The following is a 25,810-nucleotide window of genomic DNA, read 5'->3' as shown; positions in this document are numbered from 1 at the left end:
CTCTGCCCCACGGCGAGCCCGTGTTCAATGTGGGCCTGCCCTCGTCGGGGGCGCGTGCGGGGCAATCCCGGCGTGCAGGCTTCCCCAGCTTTGGGCTTCAACCGCCGGCGTGTCGCCTGCTTTCACGGCGTGTCGGGCGCCCCAAGGCCTCAATTCTGGGGAACTCTGCGCGCACGAGCACACACGCGACGAGGACCCCGTGGCCGGTCCTGCCGTGCTCACCGAGGTCCTCGAACGGCTCGCGGCGGGGGAACTCGCCGCGAGGTGACGGGCTTGCCGTCAGGGCGTCAGGCCCTCATCGGCCCCGCCCTATCCCCCGCCGTCGTCCTCCGCCGGCTCCTGTGGTTCCGTCTTGAGCGGATCCTGCGACTCCGGCGGGATGGTCACGGGGGCGTAGGGATCGTCCGGCGGGCCGGGGCGGGGCGCATCGGGATCGCGCCCTGGCCGGTCGGGGCCGGGCTCAGCGGGGAAGGGTTCCCCCGGCTCGGGTTCCCCGGGCACCGGCTCGGCCGGCCCGGGCGGCTCGCGGTCAGGCGCGGGCTCGCGCCCGACGGGCCTGTGTCCCTGTGGGTGGCGCCCCCACGGATCGCGGCCCAAAGGGTTGTGCCCGAAGGGACCGGGCTCGCCCGGTTCCTTGCCCGGCGGCACGGGGCCGTCCGGCGGGATCGGGGGTTCCGGCACCGGGCCGCCCGGCGAGGGCCGCCCCGGCTGCGGGAACGGTTCCGCATCGGGGTCGACGGGCGGGAACGTGCTCGGCCCACGCTCGGGGCCCCCCGGCTCCGGCCCGGGCTCTGGCGGGACATGCGGTGGCTGCGGCTCGGGTGGGATCGTGCCGACGACGACGGCGCTCACGCCCGCCCCCGCTGCCGACATGCCTTCGGTTGTGACGGTGCGCATGGTGGACTCCTCTCTGTCAGGCTCCGGTCACCCGGCTATTTCCCCCTGCCCACGTCCCTACACATGGCCCTCAGGCGGCCACCTTGCGGCGCATGCGCGCAAGCAGCCGACTCAGGAGGCGCGAGACCTGCATCTGGCTCACGCCGAGCTCGGTCGCGATCTCGCTCTGGCTCATCTGCTCCACGAAGCGCATCCGGAGGAGCCGCCTGTCGGCGTCGGACGCTCCCTCGAGCGCTGCGGCCAGGAGCTGGCGCTCCTCGACGCGCTCGTAACCGGCGTCGACGACGCCGATGAGGCGTAAGGAAGAATCCGGCGGCGAGTCTGGGGTTCCGTCGAGGGACTCGAGGGAGACGGGGGACATGGCCGCGCACGCGACCCGCACCTCCGCGACCGCCTCCTCGGAGGCACCGAGCTCCCGGCTCAGCTCCCCGACGGTCGGCTCCCGGCCGAGGTCCTGGGCGAGCCGCGTGCGCGCCGCGTTGACCCGCAGCCGGAGCTCCTGGATGGAACGAGGGGGCCTGACGACCCAGGACTGGTCCCGGATGTAGCGCTTCACTGTCCCCGTGATCGTGGGGACGGCGTAGGGCACGAATCCGTGGCCGCGCCCTTCTCGGTACCGCGCTGCGGCCGTCACCAGCCCCAGCCGCGCGACCTGCCGCAGGTCCTCAATGTCGTGGCCGGGCACCCGCATCCTGCGTGCGAGCGCATCGGCGACGCCGAGGTGGTCTTCCACCAGCGCGGCGGCCCTCTCATCCGCGCACAGGTCGTCCTCCGCTCCGGCGTGGGCCGGTCTCTTGGCGTGGGCCGATGTCTCCTCGAGCCCGCTGACTTCACTCACAGTGGCCTCCTCATCCGCACCGCTGCACCGGTGCGGTCGTGTGGACGGCCGCGCGTCGTCACTGCTCAGACGACGGCGGACCGCTACTGCCCAGTGATGAGACAGACCGGTCTGTCTCACTGCGAGGATTATTGCACACAGACAGACAGGTCTGTCTAGCGGCTATGATGGGAGACATGAATGGTCGAGAAGACGGCCTCTCTCGTGGGGTGACCGCGCGCTCGAGCGCGCGGGAGAGGATCCTGGACACCTCCTATCAGCTCTTCGCGCGGCGCGGGATCCGGGACGTCGGAGTGGACGAACTGATTGCGCGCTCGGGGGTTGCCAAGGCGACGTTCTATCGTCATTTCCCCTCGAAGGAATCGCTCGTCATGGCCTACATGGAGCGCTGGTTCCGGGAGCGCCGGGCTGCGATCGCGAAGGCCTCCGAAGGGCGCAGCACGCCCGAAGAGGCGCTCCTCGCCGCCTTCGAGGTCCTCGACGACTGGTTCCGGCGTGATGTCGCGGAGGTCGGAACATTCCTCCAGGTCATGATCGAGATGGGGCCGAACCATCCCCTCGGCCGGGCAAGCATCGAGTATCTCGGCCGCGTCCGCGCCCAGCTCGCCGACCTCGCCAAGGCCAGCGGCCTTCGCGACCCGGAGGGCTTCGCGTGGTCGTTCCACATCCTGACGAAGGGCGCCATCATCGCCTCGCTCGAGGGGGACGGCCAGGCCGCAACACGGGCGAGAGACATGGCGAGGGCGCTCATCGAGCTGCACCGCCCGCAGGCCGGGCCCGTCAAGGATGGCCGCTCGGATGGAACGCCGCGCTCGAAGCGCGAGCAGAATGGCTCCCGCCGGCGCGACACCGCGCACAGCTCCTAGGTGGTTCCCGCAGGGCCTCATGGCCGGATGTTTCAATCGGCGCCTGCGGGGCACTTATTCCGTGTGCGCCCCCAACGGACCGGCCATGCCGGACGACGGACGGAGCGCACGCCCACAGGGTGGGCACACGGACCCACCCACGACGGGAGGAAGAAGCCGCACATGGGCATGGACGACAAGATCCGGAACAAGGCCGAGGAACTCAGCGGCAAGGCCAAGGAGCGCCTCGGAGAGGCCACGGACGATGAGCGACTCGAGGCCGAAGGCCAGGCCGAGCAGACGAAGGCCGGGCTCAAGCAGGCCGGCGAGCACTTGAAGGACGCCGTCAAGGACGTCACCGACCGCTGACGGCCAACGGGCCGCAGCGACCCAACAAGCGACTCATCACAGCAACCGACACCAACCGGCCCAGATCCGTGGCCGGACGAGAAGGAGTTGACTATGAGCATCCTCGCATTCCTCATCCTCGGACTCATCGCCGGCGCCATCGCCAAGGCCATCCTGCCCGGCCGCCAGGGCGGCGGCTGGATCATCACGATGCTGCTCGGCGTCGTGGGCGCCCTGCTGGGCGGCTGGATCGGCAGCGCCGTCTTCGGCGTGGGCCTGAACGAGTTCTGGAGCCTGCAGACCTGGATCGTCGCGATCCTCGGCTCGCTCGTGACACTGGGCATCTACGGCGCGGTCACGAGCCGCCACCACCACGCCTGAGCTCAGGAACACTGACGTGAGCACGCGCACCGACGCGGGCTCACGCCCTGGGAAATGACGACGGCGGCGCCGCACCCAGCCGGGTGCGGCGCCGCCGTCGTGCGAGCCACGGCGCACGAAGGCGCGGGGGAGAAACAAAAAGTGCATATCCAGCAACTTCCGCGCTAGGATGTGTGAGTGACTTCACAGGACATGACCGCCGGAACGCTGACCGGCACCGAGCTCACCGCCGAGACCCAGACGGCCCTCGAGCGCGCCGAGGCCAGCCACCGCCACGAATCCCTGTTTTCGGCCCGCGCGCACAACATCAAGCAGTCCGCCGTCCGGGACGTCTTCGACATCTCGATCCGCCCGGGGCTCGTCTCCCTCGCCGGCGGCGCGCCGAGCCTGAGTGGGCTGCCGCTCGATACCGTCGCCGAGGCCGCGCGGCGCGTCATCGCCGAGCACGGCATGACGGCGCTGCAGTATGGCAACGGCAAGGGCACCGAGGAGCTGCGGCGGCTCATCTGCGAGATCATGGGCGAGGAGGGGATCGCCGGAGCCTCGCCCGAGGACGTCGTCGTGACCACCGGCTCGCAGTCCGCGCAGGACATCGCGGCGAAGGTCTTCTGCAACCCGGGCGATGTGGTGCTCGTCGAGGACCCGACCTACGTGGGCGCCCTCAACACCTTCGAGGCCTACCAGGTGCAGGTCGAGCCGGTCCGCATGGACGCCGACGGGCTCGTCCCCGAGGAGCTCGAGGCCCGCATCGCCGAGCTCGAGGCCGCCGGGAAGACCATCAAGATCCTCTACACGATCCCGAGCTTCAACAACCCGTCCGGGATCACGCTCACCGCCGAGCGGCGCCAGCGGATCGTGGACATCTGCCGCGAGCACAACATCCTCCTGCTCGAGGACAACCCATATGGCATGCTGCGCTTCGACGGGAAGCCGCTGCCGCCCCTCCGCGCGGACAACCCCGACGACGTCATCTACTGCGGATCGTTCTCGAAGATCTTCTCCCCCGGCGTGCGGCTCGGCTGGGCGCTCGTGCCGCGGCACCTCTACCGGCGCTTCTACCTCGCGGCCGAGGCCGTCGTGCTGTGCCCGTCCACGCTGAACCAGCTCATCGTGACCGAGTTCTTCCGGAGCTTCGACTGGCGCGGCTACCTCGCCGCGGCCCGCGCCGTGTACGCGGAGCGGTGCTCGGCGATGCTCGAGGCCCTCGCCGAGCACTTCCCCGCCGAGGCGGAGTGGACGACGCCGGACGGCGGCTTCTTCGTCTGGGTCACCCTGCCCGAGGGGATCGACACGTACCCGCTCCTGCACGAGGCGATCGACGCCGGCGTCGTGTTCATCCCCGGCGCCGCGTTCACGCCCGCGGACGGGCCGAGCAGCAGGCTGCGGCTCGCGTTCAGCGGCGTCTCCCCCGAGCAGATCCGCGAGGGCGTGCGGCGGCTCGCGCCCGTGGTCCGCGCGGCGGTCGAGAGGCACCGGGCGAAGGCGGCCACGGCGGGCTGACCCGCGCCGCCCGCTGCGGCGCAATTGGTGGGTTGAGCAGGGTCGGAGCGCCTCTGACCCTGCTCAACCCACCATGTCGCGCCTCCTCGCGCACGACGCGCATCGAGTCCTACGGTTGTGGCATGCAACCGACGATCACCGACACTGTGACAGCAGCCTGGAAGGCAGCGTGGGACGAGGGCGACGTCGATGCCCTCGACGCGATCGTCACCGCCGACTACCAGCGCGAGAGCACCGGAACGAAGAAGGTCACGGGCCTTGCCGAGCTCAAGCAGGAGGTCCTCGACGTCCGGGCAGCATTCCCCGATCTCACAACGCGCATCGACAAGGTCATCGCGAGCGGCGACGACGTCGCGATCTTCTGGACGACGACCGGCACGTTCACGCAGCCGCTCCGCGGGGTCCCGCCCACGGGCGGCGTCGTCGAGACCCGGGGCTCGAACGCGCTCACGCTGCGCGATGGCCGCATCGCCTACGAGCGCGTCACGTGGGACTCCGCCGAGCTCCTGGCCGACCTCGGCGTCCCGTCCCTCGGCTCGGCGTTCGAGGAGGCCCCGGACGTCGTCGTGGACAACCTCTCCGGCAATCTCCCCTCCGACGTCATGAAGGGGTTCAACCGGCAGTTCATCACGGGCGTCACCGTCGTGACGACGGTCGACGACGAGGGGCGACCGCGCGGCCTCGCCGCCAACTCCTACGCCTCGATCTCGCTGGACCCGCCGCTCGTGCTCGTCTGCGTCCAGAAGACGTCCTCGACCTACCCGGCGCTGTTCCAGTCCTCGCATCTGGGGATCAACATCCTCAGCAACGACCAACTGGGCACCGTGCGCACCTTCGCGTCCAAGGCCCCGGACAAGTTTGCCGACCTCGAGTGGCACGCCGGCCCCCACGGCACCCCGCTCATCGACGGCTCGGCCGCCTCGCTCGAGGCGGAGATCAAGGAGCGCTTCCAGGCGAAGACCCACACGATCTTCGTCGGCCGCGTCCGCCACGCCGAGGTGGGAGAGGCCCATCCCATGGTCTACAAGGCCGGCCACTTCTTCGACGGCGCCCGCCTCGAGGAGCTCTGACCCGGGTCTCGTCGCAGCGGCACCACGTGAGCGGACGACGGCGGGTTCCCACCCGCCGTCGTCCGCTCACTCGCGTGGTCAGGGCCTGCGCATGATCAGTGCGAGTACCCCGCTGCGGCCTCGGTCAGGGTCTTGCCCTTCGTCTCGGGAGCCAGCCACTGGGACAGGGCGGCACCGACGAGGGCGACTCCGGCGGCGATCAGCATGGTCGGACCGGCCCCGAGGCTCTCCATCGACATCGGCAGGAGGAAGATGCCGATGCCGGCCCCCACGCGGCTGACGGCGGCCGAGAACCCCGTTCCGATCCCTCGGATCTCGGTCGGGAGGACCTCGCCGGGGTAGACGTTCGTCAGCGTGTTGTACCCCGCGTTGAAGAAGGAGAAGACCAGGAAGAGGATGAGCACCACGATGGCCGGCGCCCCGGCCCAGAGGCCGATGATCGCGAGGACGATCGCGCACAGCCACTGCGGCGGGACGGTCAGCGTGCGTCGGCCGATCCTTTCGATCAGCAGGAAGGTGAGGACGACCCCGGCCAGCGCGACGGCAGAGAGCCCCACGCCGCCGGCAAGCCCGCCGGCGAGGCCGTACTGCTGCAGCACGCTGTCGGCGAAGGTGGCGATCGCGAAGTAGGGCGTCACGGCGCAGAACCAGAACCCGGAGATAAAGAGCGTGGCACGCCAGTAGTCCTTGGAGAACAGCATGCCGAAGGTGCCCTTGCGCACGTCCTCGTGCTGGACGTCGTCGAGCGCGTCGTCGGGCATGTACCTGTAGGCGAGGGCGCGGGCCTCGTCCTTGCGGCCCACGCTCCACAGCCAGCGCGGCGACTCCGGCAGGCCAAGCCGGGCGAGGAACAGCGCCACCGCGAGGAAGGTGCTCGTGCCCAGGATGAAGTGCCAGCTCAGGTCGGTGTACTCGCTGAGCAGGTGGCCGATCAGGAACGCGACCATGAAGCCGCCGTACCAGGCGATGCCCATGGCGGCCATGAGCTTCCCGCGCAGATGGGTGGGCGAGAACTCGGCCATGAGGGGCCAGCCCACCGCGTACTCGGTGCCGATCGCGATGCCCATGAGCAGCCGCACGACGATGAGCAGCGCCGGTGAGTCGACGAAGAACTGCATGCCCGAGCCGATGGCGAAGAGGCCGATGTCGAACATGAAGATCGGCTTGCGGCCGAACTTGTCGGCGGCCCAGCCGCCGAGCGGCGAGCCGATCAGGATGCCGATCAGCGCGGCCGCGGCGATGAGGCCCTGCCAGAACGCCGTGAGCTGAAGGTCCTCCGCCATCCTCCCCGACACGGGAAGCGCCGCTTGCTCGCCGTCGAGGCACCTCCCCGACTCGTCGTTGCGTTGTTTAGTGCTGACACTGGATCACTCCTTTGGTCCGAAGGGCGGCCTGATCACGATGGACCGCGCTCGGCACTGCGCGTCCGCTGCCACCCTTCCTTCGCCCCGCTGCTCGAGGCGTGATGTGTGCCACTAAATATATATCATTGTATGATTAAGGCAATACCTTTTTGAGGGCGCACTGAAGCGCCCCTCGTCATGCAGTCCATGACGAGGGGCGCTGTTGGGGATCGGAGGGTCTGCCGGGTCAGGGCGTGCGCTCGTAGCGCCAGGGGAGGGATGCGGTCCAGAGGCGGTGCCGCGCGTGCCCGCCCGCGAAGGGGTCGTCGTATTGGGCGTCGCCCTCCCACATGACCGCGAGCACGCCGTCCTGGCCGCGGAGCGGATGGCTGAAATAGCGCTCGAACCCGGGCACGGCCGCACGCGCCGCGAGCACCGCCCGCACGCCGGCCGCCTCGCGCAGGCCGTGGAGGGTCATCCACGTGGGCGGAGCGAGGACGACGTCGCCGTCCGCGTGCCGCTCCAGCGCTGCGGCGGGCGTGAGCCACTCGAAGCCGACGTGCTCGCCCGGGTTGAGCCGCACCTCACCGCCCGGGTGCTCTGCGAGGAAGAACCACGTGCGCAGCCGCTTGGGCGCCCCGATCGGCGGGATCCAGTGGGACAGGGGGACGAGGGCGGCGGCGTCCAGCGCGAGGCCCGTCTCCTCGAGCGTCTCGCGCACGGCGGCCCGGCCCAGCGCCGCCCCGTGCTCCGGCGGGACGCCCCGCCACGCCGGCCACCCGGCGTCGTGCGCGGGATCCCAGGGAGGCGCATCGCCGCCCGACTCCCCTGCCACCGCCTCACCGGCGACGGCGTCCTCCGGGTCCACACGCCCGCCCGGGAAGACCCACGCGCCGGCAAAGGTGCCCGAGTGGGGCCGCTCGAGGAGGAGCACCTCCACGCCTGCCGCTTCAGGCGCCTCGCGCAGCAGCACGACGGTCGCGGCCTCCCCCACGAGCGGCGAGTCGGCCGTCTCTTCAGCGTGTCCCATGCGCCTCAATCTAGTCCGGCACGGCATGGCCGGAGGATCAGCGGCCCCACTCGGTGGGCGGGCCGAGGAAGAGGAGCGTGGCGACGATCCCGGCCACGGCGACGGCCATCCCCGCGCCGAGCGCGAGTGGGTGCGCAAGCAGCACGCGCAGGACGGCGCTCGCCGCGGTGTGGTCGCGCGGGTCGTCGGTGCGCTCGCGCCGCCAGCCGCCCTCGAGGTGGCCCCCGCGCTCGAGCCAGCGGTCGAACGGGTACGTCGCGTAGGGTACGACGGCGGTCGCGACCGCGGCGGCGATCCGCGCCACGGGCCAGTGCTGGTTCACGCCGACGAACGCGGCCGTCACGGCGAAGGAGACAAAGACGATCCCGTGAGCCATGCCGGCCACCTGCACGGGCCAGTCGCCGACCCGGACCACGTACTTGAGCACCATGCCCACGATGAGCATGGTCCACGTGGCCATCTCGGCCAGCGCGAGCGCGCGGTAGAGGGAGCGGGGGGTCACGGTGCCTGCGGGGCTCGTCTTGAGGATCGTCACCGTCCCATCCTCGCAGGCCCCCCAACGCCGCATCGCAACACGCTGTTATCCCGGAGCCATTCCCGCGTGTTGCGATGCGGCGTTGGGAAGGGAAGGCGGGGGTCAGTACCCCGCGGCGGCGTCCACGAGGCCCTCGAGCTGGCGGCCCTCGGCGAGCCGGCGCAGGTTCTCCGTGACGCGCTCGCCGAGGAGCGGGCGGATCATCTCGATCGTGTCCGCGGTGTGGGGAGTGATGAGGGCCCGCGGCTCGTCCCAGAGCGGGTGCCCGTCGGGCAGCGGCTCGGGGTCGGTCACGTCGAGGGCCGCGCCGGCGATGCGCCCGTCCGCGAGCGCGGCGACGAGCGCGTCCGTGTCGACGAGCCCGCCCCGCGCGATGTTCACCAGCACCGCGGACGGCTTCATGGCCTCGAGCTCCGCCTCTCCGATGAGCCGCGCCGTCCCGGGGGTCAGCGCCGCGGCGACGATGACGACGTCGGCCTCCGGCAAGAGCGCGGGCATGTCCGCCGTCGTCGTTGTGCTCCGGGCGCCGGGGACGGGCGCGGGGGTGCGGCGCACGACGTCGACCTCGACGTCGAACGCCAGGAGCAGCCGGAGCGTCTCGAGCCCCACTCCCCCGGCACCGATGACGACCGCGCGCAGCCCGTGCAGCGACGTGCCGGCGGAGCGGCCCCACGAGCGGGCGGTGGCGCGCTCGGGCAGATGCCGCAGGAGCGCAAGAATCAGGGCGAGGGCGTGCTCGGCGACGGGCTTGGCGTAGGCGCCCTTGGCACTCGTCCAGAGCTTCTCGGGGTGCGCCGCGAGCGCGTCGGCGTACGCCTCGATCCCGGCCGAGGGCAGCTGCACCCAGCGGATCGACGGCGTCGCGTCGAGGATGCCCTTGAGCGCGGACTTGTCGTTGCCGTGGTCCAGGACGAGGGCCTCGGGCTCGTCGTGGAGCCCGACGACGCCGCCTCCTCCCGCCTCGATCGCGCCGGTGAGGTAGGGCAGCAGCTCGCCGTGGACGGCGACGCGGAGGGCGGGGGCGGTGGAGGTCATGGGGTCAGCCTAGTGGGGCGGGTCCGGGTGGGCCGCCCCACGGAGAGGCCGATGAATCACACCTTGTACATGCCTATACTCCCAGCATGACGCCCATCGAGGAGGGGACCGTGACCCACCGGCCGACCCCTCCCGAGGGTGGCCCGAGCGCGAGGCAGGGGCCGCTGCGGCTCGTCGAGCTGCCGATCCGCTTCCTCGCGATCGCGGCCCACTAGGGTGCCGCTGCTGCCTGGCGCGCACGACGGCGGGTGGCGCCGCTTCGCCGTCGTCCTCCCTTTGGTGCCCATGGCGGTCGGCGAGCGCTATGCGGTGCGCGACTGGCCGCTGCACGTCACCATCGCGCCGGTGTTCCGGACGACGGCGGGCACTCCCCTCCTCGCGCACGTCCTCGGCGACGCGGCGCGCGGGCATGCCCCGCTCGCGTGCACCGCGGGGGCGGAGGAGCTCTTCGGCGCCCGGCACGACACGCCCGTGGCCCTCGTCGAGCCGCATCCCGGGCTCGAGTCGCTGCACTCGTGGTTTTCGCGCAGGCTCGCCGCGGAGCTCGCGGGGCGCTTCGCGTACGAGAACCCGCACTTCACCGGGGCGGGGTTCCGCCCGCACGTCACGGCGACGAGCCGCGGGCGCGCGATCCCTGGCCAGCGGCTGGACCTCGCGCAGCTCGCCCTCGTGGACATGGCGCCCGGCCCGGGCCCCGGCCGCCCGGAGGTGGTGGCCGTCGCCGCCCTCTGACGCCGAGTGAGCTGAGACGCCTACGACCGGACGGTTTCGGTCCAGCGCACGAGTTCTGCGGCGAGCTGGACTGGAGCGTCGAGGTGAATGAGGTGGCCCGCCTCTGGAATGAGTTCAAGTGTTGCGTGCGGGATCAGTGCTTGGAGGCGGTGCGCGCGGTCGACAGGAATCCAGGTGTCGTCGGTGCCCCAGATGATGTGCGTCGGCTCATCAATCGTTCCGTACAGAGGCTCGACCTCATCGGTGAAGCGCTCGTCCGCCTGGGCGATCTGCCGGTAGAAGGCAGCTTGCCCTTCCTTCCCTGTCCAGGGATCGACGAGCATCGCGAGGTCGTCATCCCGCAGCCCACGGTGGCTCGCTCCGCGTATATAGGCCTCAACGGAACCGCGATGGATTGCCGATGGGAGCTGCGCGAAGACGCCTGCATGCTGCTTGACGAGGGTGAAGAAGGATGAGCCCCAGGGGGCAAGGGCCACGACGTCGACGAGGCAAAGGGAGGAGTACCGTGCCCCGTGGAGTAGCCGGGCACGTAGAGCGACGGCGCCGCCGACGTCGTGCGCGATGACGTGGGGCCGCTCGAGCTGCCATTCATGGAGAAGGTGCGCGAACAGCTCGCCCTGAGCGCCGAGGTCGACGGCGTGTTCTGGGTCCTTGGACGACGCGCCGTAGCCCGGCATGTCCCAGAGGTAGACGGTGAAGCGGTCGGCGAGGGCGTCAGCGACCGGGCGCCATAGTGCCGATGACCAGGGTGTGCCGTGCAGGAGGACGAGAGCCGGGCCCTGTCCGAAGCGATCCCAGGACACGGTACGGCCCTGCCAGACGAGAGTTCTGGTCAGCTCGTGAGTCTTCACCGGGCCATCTTGCCAGTCGCTGCGTGAGCGTCCGATGATCGAGCCCCAACGGCCGGCAGCAGGATGACCTTGCCCGTCGTGGCCCGCGACTCGAGCGCCGCATGCGCCCCGCCCGCCCGCTCGAGGGGGAAGCGCGCGCCGATGGTGACCTTGAGCCTCCCTCGGCGGCCAGTCCGAAGACCTCGTCGGAGCGCCAGCGCCGCTCCTGCTCGGTGAGCAGGAAGTCGTCGATCTTGGGGCGCGTGACGGTCAGGGACCCGTGGGCGTTGAGCTGCTGGAGGTCGAACGGCGGGACCTGCCCGGACGCGCCGCCGAAGAGCACGAGTGTGCCGCGCACGCGCAGGGAGTCCAGCGACGCCTCGAAGGTGTCCTTGCCGACGCCGTCGTAGACGACGTCGACGCCCCGGCCGCCGGTCAGCTCGCGCACGCGGCGGGGCACCTCCGCGTACTCGAGGACGTGGTCGGCGCCGGCGGCCCGCGCGTGCTCGGCCTTCTCCGGGGTCGACGTCGTCGTGATCACCGCCGCGCCGCGCAGCTTGAGCATCTGGATCAGCAGGAGCCCGACTCCCCCCGCCCCGGCGTAGGTCAGGACGGTATCGCCGGGCTGCACGCGGTAGCTCGAGGTGATGAGGTAGTGCGCGGTGATGCCCTGCGCCGGAAGCGCGCCCCGCGACGTCGTCGGGGACGCGGTCCGGCACGGGGAGCGCCTTGTCGGCGTCGAGCAGCATGTACTCGGCGTAGCTGCCGGTGCCCTCCGTCGTCGCCACCCTGTCGCCCGGGGCGAGGCCGGCGACGCCCGGTCCGAGATCCACGACCGTCCCGGCCGCCTCGACGCCCGGGACGAAGGGATAGTCGACGGCGTAGACGCCCGCGCGCTGGTACGTCTCGATGAAGTTCATCCCGATCGCCGCGACGCGCACGAGCACCTGCCCGGGTCCAGGGACCGGGCGCGGGGCCTCGATCCGCTCGAAGACGTCCGGACCGCCGGCGCGGGGGATCTGCATGGCGTACGGCATGTAAGGCTCCTTCAATGTCACGCGACTTGACGTTCATAAAACGAGCAGGACGTTCAGAACGATTCCCCGGGTCCGCGACGTACCGCCGGCCCTCCTCGCTTGTCCCCCTCTCCGATCAACATTTAGGGTTGTGGGAAATAGCGGAAGGGGTGCCGGAGTGACGATCCCGTCGACGACGCTCGACCTCCTCCTGCTCCTGAGGGGCAGCGAGCCGGAGGGCCTCGGCCGGGCGGACCAGGTGTCCTACCAGATCGAGACCGCCATCCTCATGGGCATCCTCGCCGAGGGTGACCGCCTGCCCACGGAGTCGGCCCTCGCCGCCGAGCTGGGCATCTCCCCGATCACCCTGCGCCAGTCCCTAGCGTCCCTCAGATCGAAGGGCCTCATCGAGACGAGCCGGGGGCGCAGCGGCGGCAGCGTGGTCCGACGGCAGATCGACCTCTCGGACTCGGAGCTGCGGAACAAGCTCCGCGAGACGAGCACCGAGGCCCTGCGCGACCTCGGCGACATGGGCGCCGCCATCGCCTCAATGTCCGCGCGGCTCGCGGCGGACCGCGCGGACGCGCAGAACGTCCAGCACCTCGAGGAGCTCGTCCGGCGCCACCGGGAAGCGGCCGACGAGCGGCTGCGCCGCCGCATCGACAGCCGGTTCCACGTTGCTGTGAGCATCGCCGCCCAGTCGAGCCGGCTGACGGCGGCCCAGCTGCAGCTCCGCGCCGAGCTCATGACGATCTGGTGGGGGCAGCCGGGGCCGGACGACGGCGCGACCGTCGCCGCGGAGCAGCATCAGGCCATTGTGGACGCGATCCGGAAGCGCGACGCCGAGGGGGCGGCTTCCGCAGCCGAGCTCCACAGCAGGGCCGAGACCGAGTATTTGATCGCACAGCACCTGTCCCTGACGATGCTGCCGGGAGAAGGTGCATGACGACGTGGACACTGTGAAGGACGCGCTCGAGCGCACTGCGGCCACCCTCTCCTCGAGCCTCGGCGAGGTCTTCGCCGATCTCGGGAAGACGGCGTCGGCCGTCGTCGACGCCGCCGCGGCCGGGCCTGACCTGCCTCCGCGCTCCGAGTTCGCCTTCCTCAAGGCCGAGTTCGCCGGCCTCATCCGCCGGCACTCGGGCCTCATCATCGGCGCCGGGATCGCGTTCGCGCCGGGCAGCCTGGCCGGGTCGCCGCAGTGGCTCGAGTGGTGGAGGGCCCAGCCGGCCGAGGAGCCGCGCTTCGTCACCCACGACCTCAACCCGGACTCGCTGAACTACTACGACTACTCGACCCGCGAGTGGTTCACCCTGCCGGTCCAGACGGGCCGGCCGATCGCCGTCGGCCCCTACGTCGACTTCGGCGGTATCAACAGCAGCATCATCACCCTCTGCGTCCCCGCGCTCACGAAGCAGGGGACGCACGTGCTCGGCTGCGACCTGCCGCTGTCCAACCTGGAGGGGTCCTTCCTGCGGGCCCTCGGCATCATGGAGCCGACCGTCGTCCTCCTCGGGGCGAACGGCCGCGTCATCGCGTCCAACTCCCCGCGGATCGCGACCGGGACGCTGCTGGCGGACGAGGACCGGGCCGCGATCGGCACGACCCTCGAGGTCACGCCTGAGGGCACCGGCCCGCTCCCCTGGACCCTGGTCGCGCTCGGCGCCTGACGCCGGCGGGTCAGTGACCCCGCAACGTTGGGACGTGACCCCGCAACGTTGGGACGTGACCTCGCATCGTTGAGATGCGACCCCGCAACGGCTTGGACCTGGTCCTTCCGCGCCCTCAAAAAAGGATATTGCATTAATCCTACAATGTTGTATCTTTATGTGAGTGCCGCCACAGCGAGCCGGCCGACCTCCAGCTTGAGAAGGAAACACATGCCATGAAAGATGTAGTCATTGTCGGCGGTGGCCTTGCGGGCCTCTCGGCGGCCTGGCGGCTGCGGCACTGGGACACGGTGCTGCTGGAGTCCGGGGACCGCGTCGGCGGCCGGATCCGCTCGGAGCGACGGGGCTCCTACTGGCTCAACTGGGGAGGCCACGTCTTCGCCGGCGCCGGGTCCTCCACGAACTCCCTCCTGAACGAGGTCGGCGTCACGGCCGTGAACATTCCCGGCTCGCTCCAGGCGCTGTCGATGAACGGGAAGTTCATCAAGAAGGGGCACATCGCGACCTACCCCTTCCGCATCCCGATGTCCCTGTCCGCGCGCATCGACACGCTGCGGGCCGGCCTGAAGGTCGTCAGCGGCGTCGCCAAGTACACGGGCGTCGTGCGGAAGCGGGCCGGGGAGTCCGGCGCCCAGCGGCAGCAGCGCATCTACGACTTCGAGAACGACCGCTCGTTCCTCGACTACATCGGAGACCTCTCGGAGGACGCCGCCGCGCTCTTCAAGACGACCGTCACGCGCTCCGCGGGCGACATGGACCAGATCTCGGCCGGGGCCGGCATCGGCTACTTCAGCCTCGTCCTCGGCTTCGGCCAGGGCCTCAGCCGGGGCGTCGTGGGCGGCCCGTCCACCCTGACCGAGTCCATCGCCGCCTCGCTCGGCGACCGGATCCAGCTCGCGGCCACCGTGCAGGAGGTCGTGCACAAGAAGGACTCGGTCGTCGTCCGCTACCACCAGGGCGGCGCCCACCGCGAGGTGGAGGCCCGCGCCGTCGTCCTCGCGACCACCGCGGACGTCTCGCACCGGATCGGCGTGGACCTCCCGGAGGACCTGCGCGGCGCGCTCGGCCAGATCAAGTACGGCCCCCACGTGAGCACAGCGTTCCTGACCAATGAGACGTCGGCGCGGCCCTGGGACGACATCTACGCCATCGCGGCCCCGAAGCGCTCGTTCGCGATCGCCCTGAACCAGGCGAGCATCGTCCGGGGCACCGAGTCCGTGCGGAAGCCGGGCGGCAGCTTCATGACGTTCTCGCCGGCCAGCCTCGGGCGGGCCCTGCTGGACAAGAGCGACGAGGAGGTCATCCAGACCCACCTCGCCGACCTCGACCAGGTCCTCGGCAACGGCTTCGCGGACAGCGTCGTCGAAGCCCAGACCGACCGGTGGAGGGTCGCCTCGCCGTACTGCTTCCCCGGCCGGGCCAAGATCCAGTCGACCCTCATGCGCGGCACCGACCGCGTCTTCCTCGCGGGCGACTACCTCGGAACCCTCTACACCGAGAGCTCCATCACCACCGGGTTCTCGGCGGCCCAGGAGGCCGCCAGCCTGCTGGCCACCGAGCGGCAGAGCGGCACCCCGCGCCTGCGCCTGGCCTCCGGGTCCTGAACCGGCCCCGCTCCCAAATCCAACGCTTCCCACGCTTCCCAGGGAGAACAACCAAACATGTCCAAGCAGCTCACGGGCGTCCTGACGGCGCTGGCAACCCCCTTCACCTCTGACGAGGCGATCGACGTCGCGACCCTGCGGCGCGTCGTCGACCGCTCGATCGAGGCCGGCGTCGACGGCGTCGTCGCCGCGGGCTCGACCGGCGAGGTCGGGGCCCTGTCCTCGGAGGAGCGCCTGCTCCTCATCGACACGGTCATCGAGCACACGGCCGGACGCGTCCCGGTCATCGCCCAGACCGGCGCCACCTCGACGGCCGAGGCGATCCGCCTCTCGAAGGCGGCCGAGAAGTCGGGCGCGGACGTGCTCATGCTGATCACGCCGTACTACGAGCCGCTCAGCGTCGAGGAGACGGTCGCGTACCTCAAGGACGTCGCCGGTTCCGTCAGCATCCCGGTCATGCTCTACAACATCCCGGCCGTCACGGGCGTGAACCTGGACCCGGCCACGGTCCGCTCGCTCGCCGAGGACGTCGAGAACATCCGCTACATCAAGGACTCGAGCGCGAACTGGGAGCAGGCGCTCCAGCTCATCCACCACCACAGCGACGTGATCGGCACGTTCATCGGCTGGGACGCCTACCTCTACAGCGCCCTCGTCGAGGGCGCGGCCGGGGTCATGGCCGGCACGGCCAACGTCGTCCCGGGCGAGATCGTCGACGTCGCCCGCCGCATCGCGGAGGGCGACCTGACCGGCGCCCGCGAGCGGTGGAACGCCCTCTACCCCGTCATCGACGCGCTCCTGTCCGTGCCGTTCATCCCCTCGGTCAAGGCCGGCCTGGCCCTGCAGGGGCTCCCCGCCGGGGCCCCGCGCCGCCCCACCGCCGTGCTCGGCGCCGCCGACCACGCCCGGGTCAAGGACGCCCTCGCCGCCCTCTACCAGAACGTCCGCTAAGGAAAGGGAAGCCATGTCCATCTCGGTCAGCAACCCCACCCAGGTCCGCCGCTCCCAGGCCCCCGGCCCCCTCGTCACCGAGGCGGAGCTGCCCCCGGGGCAGCACTTCATCGACGGCGCCTTCCGGCCCGGGACCTCGGGCCCCGTCACCCAGGTCATCGACCCGTGCACCGGCGCGCCCATCGCCACGGTCGCCTCCGGCACGGTCGAGGAAGTCGACGCCGCCGTCGCCGCGGCCCTGGCCGCCCAGGGCGAGTGGGGCCGGATGGTGCCCAAGGAGCGCTCGGAGATCCTGCACCGGATCGCCGACCGCCTCGCCGAGAACGCCGACCTCCTGACCCGGCTCGAGTCCGCCAACACGGGCAAGCCGGCCATGGTCGCCGAGGACGAAGTCGCCGGGACCATCGACACGTTCCGCTTCATGGCCGGAGCCCTGCGCGCGACGACGTCGATGGCCGCCGGGGAGTACGCCGAGGGCCACCTGTCCCTGATCCTGCGCGAGCCCCTCGGCGTGGTCGGGGTCGTGACGCCGTGGAACTACCCGCTGCTCATGGGCGCGTGGAAGGTCGCCCCGATCCTCGCCGCGGGGAACTCGATCGTGCTCAAGCCCTCGGAGCAGACCCCGCTCACGACGCTCAAGTTCGCCGAGCTCGTCGCGGACCTCCTGCCCGCCGGCGTGTTCAACGTCGTCACGGGCCGCGGGTCCGTCGTCGGCCAGCGGCTTTCGGAGCACCCGGACGTGGCGATGATCGCCCTCACCGGGTCGGTGGGCAGCGGCCAGGCCGTGGCCCGCGGCGCCGCCGAGTCGCTCAAGCGCGTGCACCTCGAGCTCGGCGGCAAGGCGCCCGTCGTCGTCTTCGCCGACGCCGACCTCGCCGCGGCCGCCGAGTCGCTGCGCGCCGCCGGGTACTGGAACTCGGGGCAGGAGTGCGGGGCCGCCTGCCGCGTCCTCGTGCACGAGTCCGTCGCCGCGGAGTTCACCGAGCTCCTCGTGAAGGAGGTCAGCACCCTCGTGGTGGGCGAGCCCGGCGCCGGGAAGGACGTCGAGATCGGCCCGCTGAACTCCAAGGACCACTACGAGCGGGTCCTGGGCTACCTCGAGCGTGCCAAGGCGGCGGGCATCCGTGCCGCCGTCGGAGGCTCGGCGCTCGAGGGCCCAGGCTACTTCGTCGCGCCGACCGTGCTCGTGGACGTGCCCGACGGCGCCGAGTGCTCCCGCGAGGAGATCTTCGGCCCCGTCGTCACGGTCGAGACGTTCTCGGACGAGGCCGAGGCGATCGCCCGGGCCAACGATGTCCCATTCGGCCTCGCCGCCTCCGTGTGGACCGAGGACGCCCGGCGCAGCCACGATGTCGCCTCCCGGATCGACGCCGGGACCGTGTGGGTGAACTCGCACTTGGTGCTCGCCAACGAGGTCCCGTGGGGCGGGTTCAAGGGCTCCGGCTACGGCCGCGACCTCTCGATCTACGCCCTCGACGACTACTCGCGGACCAAGCACGTCATGCACAGGCAGGGTCACTGACGAGTCACCTTTGCCTCGTGGTGCGTGGGCCCCGGGGGCGGGGCGCCTCCGTCACCGTGGTGTAGCTAGGTGCCGAGCTGGCGGACGAAGTGGTACGCCACGACGTGCCCGGCGTACGTCAGCGGGATCATGTCCGTCTCTGCGTCGAAGGTTGACCCGTCCTTGCGCTTCCCGCGGAAGCGGAACGACACCGGGTACCTCAGTTCGGCGACCTCGTGCTGATAGTGCCAGACGTACAGTGACCGGCTCTCCTCCGCGATGAACGTCGCCGCGAAGTCGTCGACCGCCTGCCACTCGCCGACGTCGTACCCGAACATCGTGGCCAACTGCTCGTTGCAGACCTTGTGCTTCTCATCGAGCCAGAGGTAGACGCCGTCCGGGCTTTGCTCGAACACCGGCTTCAGATGCCTGGCCAGCTCCGCGAGCGCGGTCTCGTGCGACTCCATCATCACAAGGCTCCTTTCACTTGCCCTGACGCTAGGAGGGCGACCCTGCTGGGTCAAGCCCCGGGGATCTGCCCGGATCGGGTTGAACCGCCCGCCGCCGGGCAACAGTTCTCCATAAATTGACCGGCCCCCGCGCCGGACGGAGAGAGGACATCATCGTGAAGCGGCGGACCCTGGTCCACGAGCACATGCTCGAGTGGCTCCAGGAGCAGGCGGAGGATGACGCGAGCCCACGTGAACAGCAGCCGCGGCCCGCAGGTGCGGACCCCCGGAAGGTCGGCGCCGCGCGGAGCTGAGGCTCACTCGTCGAATTGCCGGCCGCTCAGGAACGCGGAACCTGACCGGCGTTGGGACTGGCAAAACGCGGGGTCACCTCCCTGCGACGCGGGGTCACCTCCCTACGATGCGAGGTCACCTCCCTGCGATGGGGGGGCATCACTCGCCCCAATCTGGACGAGCCTCCCCGGCTTAAGGGCCGTCTGGCCGCCGCCGAGGCGGCGCGGCCCAGGAAATCGGCCGGTTGAAGCTTAAAGTTGGGGAGTTCCGGCCGCGAAACCTGGGGAGTTCGGTACGGCGGAGTCCGGATCCGCCGCCGCTGCTGCCGTCCTGGACGGCCCTGTCCGGAGCTCAGGACGAGACCCTGCAGACGGGCGAGCCGGGAGATCGGCGCCCCAGTCGGAAGTGAAGACACTGCTCCTCGACTGTTCGTCCCCGGTCAGGATCGGGAAGCCCGCATCGAGCGTGCCCGCGTCGGATTGAGGTGCCCCCGCGTCCAGTTCAGGTGACCCCGCATCCCAGAGAGATGACCCCGCATCCCGACGCCGTCGCGCTCTTCTCCCTCCCTTTGACCTTCCGTTCCCGGCGCCGCCGCGGGCGCCTTTCGGAGCCCCATCCGCCGTCGCCCTCCCCACTTGACGCTGTGACAGGTGCCACTCTAATCTGTTCATAGAACAAACATCACGTTCGGAATCTGAACGAATCAGAGTCTCCATCCGGACTGAGAGCGGAAAGGAACCGGCATGACCCAGATGAGGATCTTCGCCTTCGACTTCAACGGTCCCGCGCACCTCTCGGCGGGTCTGTGGCGGCACCCCGAGGACAGGGGCACCGAGTACACGTCCCTGAAGTACTGGGTGGAGTACGCCAAGATGCTCGAGGACGCGTGCTTCGACGGCATCTTCTTCGCCGACAACGTCGGCTACCACGACGTCTACAAGGGCAGCGTGGATGCCGCCCTCAAGGACGGCGCGCAGATCCCCGCGAACGACCCGGCCTACCTGATCCCGGCGATGGCCGCGGCGACCAAGCACCTCGGCTTCGGCGTGACGTCGACGACGGCCTACGACCACCCGTACGCGCTCGCCCGGAAGTTCTCCACGCTGGACCACCTCACGAACGGGCGCATCGGCTGGAACGTCGTGACCTCGTACTCGGACAGCGCCGCGAAGAACCTGGGCACCGGCGTCCAGAAGGCGCACGACGACCGCTACGAGCTCGCCGAGGAGTTCATCGAGGTCGCCCTCAAGCTCTGGGAGGCATCGTGGGAGGACGGCTCGGTCCCGGCCGACGCCGCCTCCGGCACCTACACGGACCCGACGCGGGTCCACCCGATCGGGCATCAGGGCAAGCACTTCACGGTTCCCGGCATCCACCTGTGCGAGCCGTCCCCGCAGCGCACCCCGGTCATCTTCCAGGCCGGCGGCTCGAGCAAGGGCGTGGCCCTCGCGGCCGCCACCGCGGAGGCCGTGTTCATGAACGCGACGTCCAAGGCCGGGCTCAAGAAGCAGGTAGACACCCTCCGCGCGAAGGCCGTCGAGGCCGGCCGCGACCCGTCGCACATCGCCGTGCTGCAGATGATCACGGTCATCACGGCGCCGACCGACGCCGAGGCCCAGGCGAAGTACGAGGAGTACAAGAGCTACGTCTCCTACGAGGGCGCCATGGCCCGCTACAGCGGCTGGGCCGGGCTCGACATGTCCGCCTTCGACCCGGACGTGCCCTTCAAGAACGTCAAGACCAACGCCGGCCAGACCATGGTCGACCTGTTCTCGAAGATGGACCCCACCAAGGAGTGGACGCCACGGGACATCGCCGACTACATCGGCATCGGCGGCACGTCCCCCGTCATCGTCGGCGGCCCCCAGACGGTCGCCGACGAGCTCGCCTCCTGGGTCAACGAGACCGGGATCGACGGGTTCAACGTCGCGCACGGCGTGAAGTTCCGCGACATCAAGGACTTCGCCGAGCTCGCGGTCCCCGAGCTCCAGGCCCGGGGCCTCATGCGCACCTCGTACGACGGCCCGACCCTGCGCGAGAACCTCTTCGGCGCCGGTCAGGCCCGCCTCCCCCAGGACCACCCGGGCGCAGCCCTCCGCGACGCCCTGTACGCCAAGATCAAGTGAAGGACAACGCCATGACCACCACAGCAGCCGCCGCGGTCTCTGTCGCCGCCGCAGTCCCCCCCGCCACGGACGCCGCCATCACGGCCGCCGACTACCGGCAGGTCTTCGGGCTCCTCCCCACCGGCGTCACCGCCATCACCGGCCTGACCGACGCCGGCAAGCCCATGGGCTTCGTCGTGGGGACCTTCCAGTCCCTCTCCCTCGAACCGGCCCTCGTGACCTTCTGCGTGGACAAGTCCTCGAGCACGTGGCCCACGCTGCGCAATCTCGGCCGGTTCACCGCGAACATCCTCTCCACCGAGCAGCTGCACGTCTGCAAGGCGCTCTCCCGCAAGGGCCAGGACAAGTTCCAAGGCCTCGACTACGAGCAGAGCGCCATCGGCACGCCGCGGATCCTCAACTCCACCGCGTGGATCGACTGCCACGTGGTGTCCGAGGTCGTCGCCGGCGACCACTACATGATCGTCGGCTCCGTCACCGCGATGGAGCCCGGCACCGGGGAGGCCCTCGTGTTCCGCGGAGGCACGTTCGGCGAGTTCACGCTCTGGCCCACGCCCGCTCCCGCACCCACACCCACACCCACCCAGAAAGCAGAAGACCGATGACCATGCTGCAGACCATCACCGAGGCCTGGAGCCGCGCCTGGGGCGACGGCGACACGAGCGCCTTCGAGCGCATCGTGGCCGAGGGCTACGTCCGCCACTCGAAGGGCGGCGCGGACGTGTCCCTCCCCGACGTCCTCCGCCAGATCGAGGATTCCCACGCCGCGTTCACGGACTTCACGGTCGAGGTCCTGCACGCCGTCGAGGGCGACGACCTCATCGCCATCCACTGGCAGAGCGTCGGCACGCACACCGGGACGTTCATGGGAGTCCCGCCCACGAACCGCACGGTGACCGTCAACGGCGCGTCGTTCCTGCGCCACCGCGACGGGCTCATCACCGAGGAATGGACCGTCTGGGATCCGCGCGAGCTCCTCTCCTCCATGAACATCTGGCACCTCGGGGACCAGTCGGGGGCCAAGCGCTAGCCAGCGCCCAGGGCCGGCAGACACAGCACAACAGAAGACAGCGGACGCGGTCCCGAGGGAGGGGCCGCGTCCGCGTCGACTCGCGATGCCGGCATCGCGACCGTAGTCAGGGGGACCCCATGGGGATGGCATTGTTCGCGGATGTCAGCGGCTGGCTCGGCGCCGCTGCCACGCTGGCCGGCTACGCGGCCTTTTCACTCGGCTGGATCACCAGCGGCCGACTCTTCCAGGGGATCAACCTCCTCGGGTCGATGGCGCTCATCATCAACGGCAGCTACCACGGCGCCTGGCCGTTCGTGGCCCTCAACAGCGCGTGGGGCACGATCTCCATCGTCGCCATGGTCCGCCTGACCCGGATGCGGCGCCACGCCGCCAGGACCTCCCACGCCGAACGCCCCGCCCCGGGAGCCCCGGCGCAACCGGCTGGGAGTCCCTCGCCCGCGACTAACCGACTCACATGACCGCGGGAGAGGCGTCAGAAACTGCACAACTCGGGGCGGAAGCAGGGCACAAACCTGGGCCGGGCCCCATGAGTTGTGCAGTTTCTGACATCCAGTCCGCAATAACAACAGAAGGAGACACATGTCGAACGCCCAAGCAAGGGTCCTCCGCTCGCTGGACACGCTGTCCTTCGCCGAGCTCGCCCTCAAGCCGACCGCCGTTGAGGGCACAGAGCCGAAGGACGCCACGGACAGCGCCTTCACGGCCGCCGCCAGCACCGTCGATCTGGGGTTCTGGGAATGCTCCCCGGGCAGCTTCAGGACCGCCCGTCATGGGGTCAACGAGGTCATCCTCGTCCTGGAGGGCAAGGCGACCCTCGTCTCCGACACCGGCGAGCGCCTGGACCACGAGGCAGGCGACATGGTGCTGATCCCCAACGGCTGGAGCGGCGTCTGGGAGATCCACGAGCACTTCAAGAAGCAGTACATCTCGATCTCCGTCTAGGAGAGCAGGGGGAGGACGGCGAGCGTCCCGCGCCTCACACGCGCGGGAGGCTCGCCGTCCTCGTCTCAGCCTGCAGGAAGCGGAAGTCGCAGCCCTCCTCGGCCTGGGTGACCTCGTCGACGAAGAGCTTGGCACGGTCTTGTCGCAGCCCCCGATGAGGACGACGGCGTCGACCGGCGCCGCGCGGATCATCTCCTCGGTGTCCATCGACGTGAGGTTGCGCAGGAACATGCTCGTGAGGTGCGAGAAGCTCTCGTGCAGGGAGATCGTCGGGAAGGGGACGGGGAAGCCGCCGGCCATCATGACGCCGCGCTCGACCGCCTGGACGAGCTGCGGCATGTTGCCGTGGCACGGGTTGAACCCGCTCCCCGTGTCGGTGATCCCGATGACGGGCCGGTCCAGCACGTCGTCGGTGTACCCCACGCCCTTGATGAAGGCCTTGCGCAGGAAGAGGGCGAACTCGGCGTCGCCGTAGTTGACGAGGTTGGACCGGAGACCGGTACGGAGACAGGCACTGGGGCCGGCCTCCGGTGTGCTCACGGTGGGCACGCGCGCTCTTCCGCCTACGCCGCCCAGATCGCGACGGGGTCGCCGAGCACGTCCTCGTTGACATCGATGCCCAGGCCCGGGAGCTCGGGGGGCAGGATACGGCCGCCGTCCCGGACGACGTCGAACGTCGCCGTCTGCAGCGTAACCATGTCCTCGCAGTTCAGGACGCAGCGGAGCAGCCGCTCCGGGACCGTCGCCCCGAGGTGGGCAATGGCGGCGAAGGCGATCGTGGATCCGACCGTGTCCTGGACACTGACCGTGAGCCCGTTCGCGCGGCAGATGTCGCGCTGGCGCCGGCCCTTGGTGAGCCCGCCGGCCTTGGAGATCTTCAGCCCGATGCCGTCGGCCACGTCCTGCGCCGCGAGCCAGGCGAGGTCGTCCTCCTGCTGGGCGAGCTCGTCCATGATGATCGGGTAGTCGCAGCGCTGGCGCAGCGACATGGTCTCGCGCCACGTCGAGCACGGCGCCTCGATGACGAAGTCGAGGCCGGGCGGGAGCATGCGCAGCATGCGCAGCGCCGTCTCGGGCAGCATCCCGCCGTTGGCGTCGACGAGGAAGAACTCCCCCGGCTTCTTGTCGGCCAGGGAGGCGGCGATGCGCTCGGCGTCGAGCGCGGGCCCGCCCTCGCTGTCCAGGGCGCCGATCTTGATGGAGTGGCCGAGGTAGCCGCGGGCGCGGTGCTCGGCGACGCGCTGGCGCATGTCCTCCGGGTCGCCGGCGTAGATCGAGGAGATCATCGGCATCGGCGTCCCGGTGGAGCCGCCGAGCAGCTCGGCGACCGGCAGACCGACGGACTTGCCGAAGACGTCCCAGCAGGCGACGTCGAGGGGTGTCTTCGCGTGGTTGTGGCCCACGAGCGTGGCGTCCATGAGGTCGTTGATGCGGTCGACCTGCCGCGGGTCGCGGCCGAGGAGCGCGGGGGCGAGCTCGGCGATGCCGGCCCGGGTGCCGAGGGCGTGGGCCGCGATGTAGGTGGAGCCGAAGGGGGTGCTCTCGCCCCAGCCCTGCGTGCCGTCGTCGCACGTGATCCTCACGATCGAGGCGTCGAAGGACTCGTAGGTCCGGCCCCCGGAGAGCTGGTAGGTGCCGCCCGCGTACGGGAGGTCCACTTGGTAGAGGTCGATCTGGGTGATCTTCACTGTGCTGCCTCCATGTCGTGGCGGTGGGTGGGGCCGGCTGGCGGGACCGGCGGCGGGACCAGGACGAGCTTGCCCGTGTGCTTCTTGGCGAGGAAGTCCTCCTGCGCCCTCGCGATGTCGGCGAGGGCGTAGGTGGCGGAGACGACGGGGTGGATCTCGTTGCGCTCGATGTACGTCACGAGGTTCTCGAAGACCTCGTCGTCCTGGAACGTGCAGCCGAGGATCCGCAGGTCGTTCAGGTACACGGTGCGCAGGTCGATCTCGGCGATCGGGCCGTCGATCGCGCCGGCGATCGCCAGCGCCCCGCCGGGGCGCAGCAGCTCGAGCAGTCGGCTCGCCTGCTGGCCGCCGACGACGTCGAGCACCGCATCGAGCGAGCGCGCACCGACGTCCTGAACCAGGTCCGCGCCGCGGTCGACCGTCTCGTCGGCGCCCTGGGCGCGCACCTGCTCGGCCTTGGCGGGCGAGCAGACGGCGATCACCGTGGCGCCTCGCCGCTTGGCCAGCTGCACGGCCGCGAGGCCCACCCCGCCCGAGGCGCCGGTCACGAGGACGCGGTCGCCGGCGCCCACGCCGGCGCGGTGGAGCATGTTCTCCGCGGTCGAGTACGCGCACGGGACCGCGGCGAGCTCTTCGTCGCTCCAGTCGCAGTCCACCGCGTGGGTCTCCCGCGACGGTGCCACCGCGAACTGCGCGAAGCCGCCGTCGCACTCGCTGCCGAGCGTCCAGCACTCGTACGGGCGGTAGTCGACGTAGGTGCGCAGCATGTTGCGGACCAGGACGCGCTCGCCGATCCTGCTCTCCGGCACGCCGTCGCCGACGGCGACGATGCGCCCGCAGACGTCGGCGCCCTGGATGCGCGGGAACGTGAGCTCCTGGCCGGACCACGTGGCGTCGTCGGCCGTGATGGTCTCGAACCCGGCGGCGCCGCCCGCGTTCGTGCCGGTGGAGACGGCCTTGGAGTACCAGCCGATGCGCGTGTTGACGTCCGTGTTGTTCACGCCGGCCGCGGCCACCTCGATGAGCACCTCCCCCGCCGTGGGCTGGGGGACGGGGACGTCGGTCCGGTACTCGAGCTTGTCCAGGCCGCCGTGGCCTGTCAGGACCGCCGCTTCCATCGTCTGGGGCATTGCCATGGTCATGTTCCTCTCG

The 25,810-nt window shown here is 70.5% G+C and carries 28 protein-coding genes and 2 pseudogenes; 18 read left to right on the top strand and 12 right to left on the bottom strand.

Annotated features, from left to right (window positions below; genetic code table 11):
- Positions 1–309 precede the first annotated feature (309 nt).
- The gene (locus BV907_RS18240) at positions 310–897 is read right to left on the bottom strand and encodes a hypothetical protein (protein ID WP_139346636.1); all 588 of its coding nucleotides are present in this window, start codon (positions 895–897) and stop codon (positions 310–312) included.
- A 70-nt stretch (positions 898–967) separates the two neighbouring features.
- A complete protein-coding gene (locus BV907_RS06240; RefSeq protein ID WP_175637390.1) occupies positions 968–1,735 on the bottom strand; it encodes a sigma-70 family RNA polymerase sigma factor in 768 nt (255 codons plus the stop codon).
- A gap of 176 nt (positions 1,736–1,911) precedes the next feature.
- Between BV907_RS06240 and BV907_RS06235 the strand changes: the two genes are divergently transcribed.
- The 5 genes from BV907_RS06235 to BV907_RS06215 all read left to right on the top strand — a co-directional run bounded on the left by BV907_RS06235 (position 1,912) and on the right by BV907_RS06215 (position 5,879).
- Positions 1,912–2,601, top strand: a complete 690-nt coding sequence (locus tag BV907_RS06235; protein WP_077488858.1) for a TetR/AcrR family transcriptional regulator — start codon at positions 1,912–1,914, stop codon at positions 2,599–2,601.
- Positions 2,602–2,763: 162 nt separating this feature from the next.
- Positions 2,764–2,949, top strand: a complete 186-nt coding sequence (locus BV907_RS06230; RefSeq protein WP_139346635.1) for a CsbD family protein — start codon at positions 2,764–2,766, stop codon at positions 2,947–2,949.
- A 93-nt stretch (positions 2,950–3,042) separates the two neighbouring features.
- A complete protein-coding gene (locus BV907_RS06225; RefSeq protein WP_077488857.1) occupies positions 3,043–3,309 on the top strand; it encodes a GlsB/YeaQ/YmgE family stress response membrane protein in 267 nt (88 codons plus the stop codon).
- A 192-nt stretch (positions 3,310–3,501) separates the two neighbouring features.
- The gene (locus tag BV907_RS06220) at positions 3,502–4,809 is read left to right on the top strand and encodes an aminotransferase-like domain-containing protein (RefSeq protein WP_077488856.1); all 1,308 of its coding nucleotides are present in this window, start codon (positions 3,502–3,504) and stop codon (positions 4,807–4,809) included.
- A gap of 122 nt (positions 4,810–4,931) precedes the next feature.
- Positions 4,932–5,879: a flavin reductase gene (locus tag BV907_RS06215; protein ID WP_077488855.1), complete on the top strand. Its 948-nt coding sequence runs from the start codon at positions 4,932–4,934 to the stop codon at positions 5,877–5,879.
- Positions 5,880–5,974: 95 nt separating this feature from the next.
- Here BV907_RS06215 and BV907_RS06210 read toward each other — a convergent pair whose 3' ends face one another.
- The 4 genes from BV907_RS06210 to BV907_RS06195 all read right to left on the bottom strand — a co-directional run bounded on the left by BV907_RS06210 (position 5,975) and on the right by BV907_RS06195 (position 9,822).
- The gene (locus tag BV907_RS06210) at positions 5,975–7,162 is read right to left on the bottom strand and encodes an MFS transporter (RefSeq protein ID WP_077488854.1); all 1,188 of its coding nucleotides are present in this window, start codon (positions 7,160–7,162) and stop codon (positions 5,975–5,977) included.
- A 307-nt stretch (positions 7,163–7,469) separates the two neighbouring features.
- Entirely contained in the window at positions 7,470–8,252 is a 783-nt protein-coding gene (locus tag BV907_RS06205) for an NUDIX hydrolase (RefSeq protein ID WP_077488853.1), read from the bottom strand.
- Between the two features lie 37 nt (positions 8,253–8,289).
- Positions 8,290–8,787, bottom strand: coding sequence for a DUF3817 domain-containing protein (locus BV907_RS06200; RefSeq protein ID WP_245827816.1), 498 nt, complete (start codon positions 8,785–8,787; stop codon positions 8,290–8,292).
- 102 nt (positions 8,788–8,889) lie between these two features.
- Complete coding sequence (locus tag BV907_RS06195) at positions 8,890–9,822, bottom strand: NAD(P)-dependent oxidoreductase (protein ID WP_077488852.1); 933 nt, start codon at positions 9,820–9,822, stop codon at positions 8,890–8,892.
- A gap of 86 nt (positions 9,823–9,908) precedes the next feature.
- Here BV907_RS06195 and BV907_RS19570 point away from each other — a divergent pair, with 86 nt between their 5' ends.
- The gene (locus tag BV907_RS19570; RefSeq protein WP_281250847.1) at positions 9,909–10,037 is read left to right on the top strand and encodes a hypothetical protein; all 129 of its coding nucleotides are present in this window, start codon (positions 9,909–9,911) and stop codon (positions 10,035–10,037) included.
- 1 nt (position 10,038) lies between these two features.
- Entirely contained in the window at positions 10,039–10,554 is a 516-nt protein-coding gene (locus tag BV907_RS06190; RefSeq protein WP_077488851.1) for a 2'-5' RNA ligase family protein, read from the top strand.
- Positions 10,555–10,574: 20 nt separating this feature from the next.
- Here BV907_RS06190 and BV907_RS06185 read toward each other — a convergent pair whose 3' ends face one another.
- Positions 10,575–11,357 carry an alpha/beta fold hydrolase gene (locus BV907_RS06185; protein WP_245827824.1) on the bottom strand — a complete coding sequence of 261 codons (783 nt, stop codon included), beginning with the start codon at positions 11,355–11,357 and terminating at the stop codon, positions 10,575–10,577.
- A gap of 44 nt (positions 11,358–11,401) precedes the next feature.
- Positions 11,402–12,421, bottom strand: a pseudogene (locus BV907_RS06180) (quinone oxidoreductase family protein).
- Between the two features lie 157 nt (positions 12,422–12,578).
- Between BV907_RS06180 and BV907_RS06175 the strand changes: the two are divergent.
- The 5 genes from BV907_RS06175 to BV907_RS06155 all read left to right on the top strand — a co-directional run bounded on the left by BV907_RS06175 (position 12,579) and on the right by BV907_RS06155 (position 18,147).
- On the top strand, positions 12,579–13,346 hold the full coding sequence (locus tag BV907_RS06175) for a FadR/GntR family transcriptional regulator (RefSeq protein WP_077488849.1): 768 nt from the start codon (positions 12,579–12,581) through the stop codon (positions 13,344–13,346).
- 4 nt (positions 13,347–13,350) lie between these two features.
- Entirely contained in the window at positions 13,351–14,070 is a 720-nt protein-coding gene (locus BV907_RS06170) for a cache domain-containing protein (RefSeq protein WP_139346634.1), read from the top strand.
- A 215-nt stretch (positions 14,071–14,285) separates the two neighbouring features.
- Positions 14,286–15,674 (top strand): protoporphyrinogen/coproporphyrinogen oxidase, encoded by a 1,389-nt coding sequence (locus BV907_RS06165; protein ID WP_077488847.1) that lies wholly within the window; start codon positions 14,286–14,288, stop codon positions 15,672–15,674.
- Between the two features lie 57 nt (positions 15,675–15,731).
- On the top strand, positions 15,732–16,625 hold the full coding sequence (dapA, locus tag BV907_RS06160; protein WP_077488846.1) for a 4-hydroxy-tetrahydrodipicolinate synthase: 894 nt from the start codon (positions 15,732–15,734) through the stop codon (positions 16,623–16,625).
- 13 nt (positions 16,626–16,638) lie between these two features.
- Entirely contained in the window at positions 16,639–18,147 is a 1,509-nt protein-coding gene (locus BV907_RS06155) for an aminobutyraldehyde dehydrogenase (RefSeq protein WP_175637389.1), read from the top strand.
- Positions 18,148–18,212: 65 nt separating this feature from the next.
- On the opposite strand, the gene BV907_RS06150 is transcribed toward BV907_RS06155, so the two are convergent.
- Positions 18,213–18,596, bottom strand: a complete 384-nt coding sequence (locus BV907_RS06150; RefSeq protein ID WP_077488845.1) for a PAS domain-containing protein — start codon at positions 18,594–18,596, stop codon at positions 18,213–18,215.
- A gap of 155 nt (positions 18,597–18,751) precedes the next feature.
- Here BV907_RS06150 and BV907_RS18765 point away from each other — a divergent pair, with 155 nt between their 5' ends.
- The 6 genes from BV907_RS18765 (at position 18,752) to BV907_RS06130 (ending at position 22,970) form a co-directional block, all read left to right on the top strand.
- Positions 18,752–18,889: a hypothetical protein gene (locus BV907_RS18765; protein ID WP_175637388.1), complete on the top strand. Its 138-nt coding sequence runs from the start codon at positions 18,752–18,754 to the stop codon at positions 18,887–18,889.
- Between the two features lie 723 nt (positions 18,890–19,612).
- Entirely contained in the window at positions 19,613–20,995 is a 1,383-nt protein-coding gene (locus BV907_RS06145; protein ID WP_175637387.1) for an LLM class flavin-dependent oxidoreductase, read from the top strand.
- Positions 20,996–21,006: 11 nt separating this feature from the next.
- Entirely contained in the window at positions 21,007–21,600 is a 594-nt protein-coding gene (locus BV907_RS19095) for a flavin reductase family protein (RefSeq protein ID WP_217697888.1), read from the top strand.
- Positions 21,597–22,025 carry an ester cyclase gene (locus BV907_RS19090; protein ID WP_217697887.1) on the top strand — a complete coding sequence of 143 codons (429 nt, stop codon included), beginning with the start codon at positions 21,597–21,599 and terminating at the stop codon, positions 22,023–22,025. Before BV907_RS19095 ends, BV907_RS19090 begins: the two co-directional genes overlap by 4 nt.
- Before the next feature lie 119 nt (positions 22,026–22,144).
- A complete protein-coding gene (locus BV907_RS06135; RefSeq protein ID WP_077488844.1) occupies positions 22,145–22,486 on the top strand; it encodes a CBU_0592 family membrane protein in 342 nt (113 codons plus the stop codon).
- Positions 22,487–22,607: 121 nt separating this feature from the next.
- Positions 22,608–22,970, top strand: a complete 363-nt coding sequence (locus BV907_RS06130; protein WP_077488843.1) for a cupin domain-containing protein — start codon at positions 22,608–22,610, stop codon at positions 22,968–22,970.
- A 186-nt stretch (positions 22,971–23,156) separates the two neighbouring features.
- Here the strand turns inward: BV907_RS06130 and BV907_RS19305 are convergent.
- The 3 genes and pseudogenes from BV907_RS19305 to BV907_RS06115 all read right to left on the bottom strand — a co-directional run.
- Positions 23,157–23,309 (bottom strand): annotated as a pseudogene (locus tag BV907_RS19305) (hypothetical protein); the annotation flags it as partial.
- 224 nt (positions 23,310–23,533) lie between these two features.
- Positions 23,534–24,658 (bottom strand): mandelate racemase/muconate lactonizing enzyme family protein, encoded by a 1,125-nt coding sequence (locus tag BV907_RS06120; RefSeq protein WP_077488842.1) that lies wholly within the window; start codon positions 24,656–24,658, stop codon positions 23,534–23,536.
- The gene (locus BV907_RS06115; protein WP_077488841.1) at positions 24,655–25,794 is read right to left on the bottom strand and encodes an alcohol dehydrogenase family protein; all 1,140 of its coding nucleotides are present in this window, start codon (positions 25,792–25,794) and stop codon (positions 24,655–24,657) included. Before BV907_RS06115 ends, BV907_RS06120 begins: the two co-directional genes overlap by 4 nt.
- Positions 25,795–25,810: the final 16 nt, after the last annotated feature.

It is taken from the genome of Sinomonas mesophila (assembly GCF_001999765.1).
Lineage (GTDB): Bacteria > Actinomycetota > Actinomycetes > Actinomycetales > Micrococcaceae > Sinomonas > Sinomonas mesophila.
Note: the sequence above shows the minus strand (reverse complement) of the source record. Positions and strands in the feature narration are given on the sequence as shown.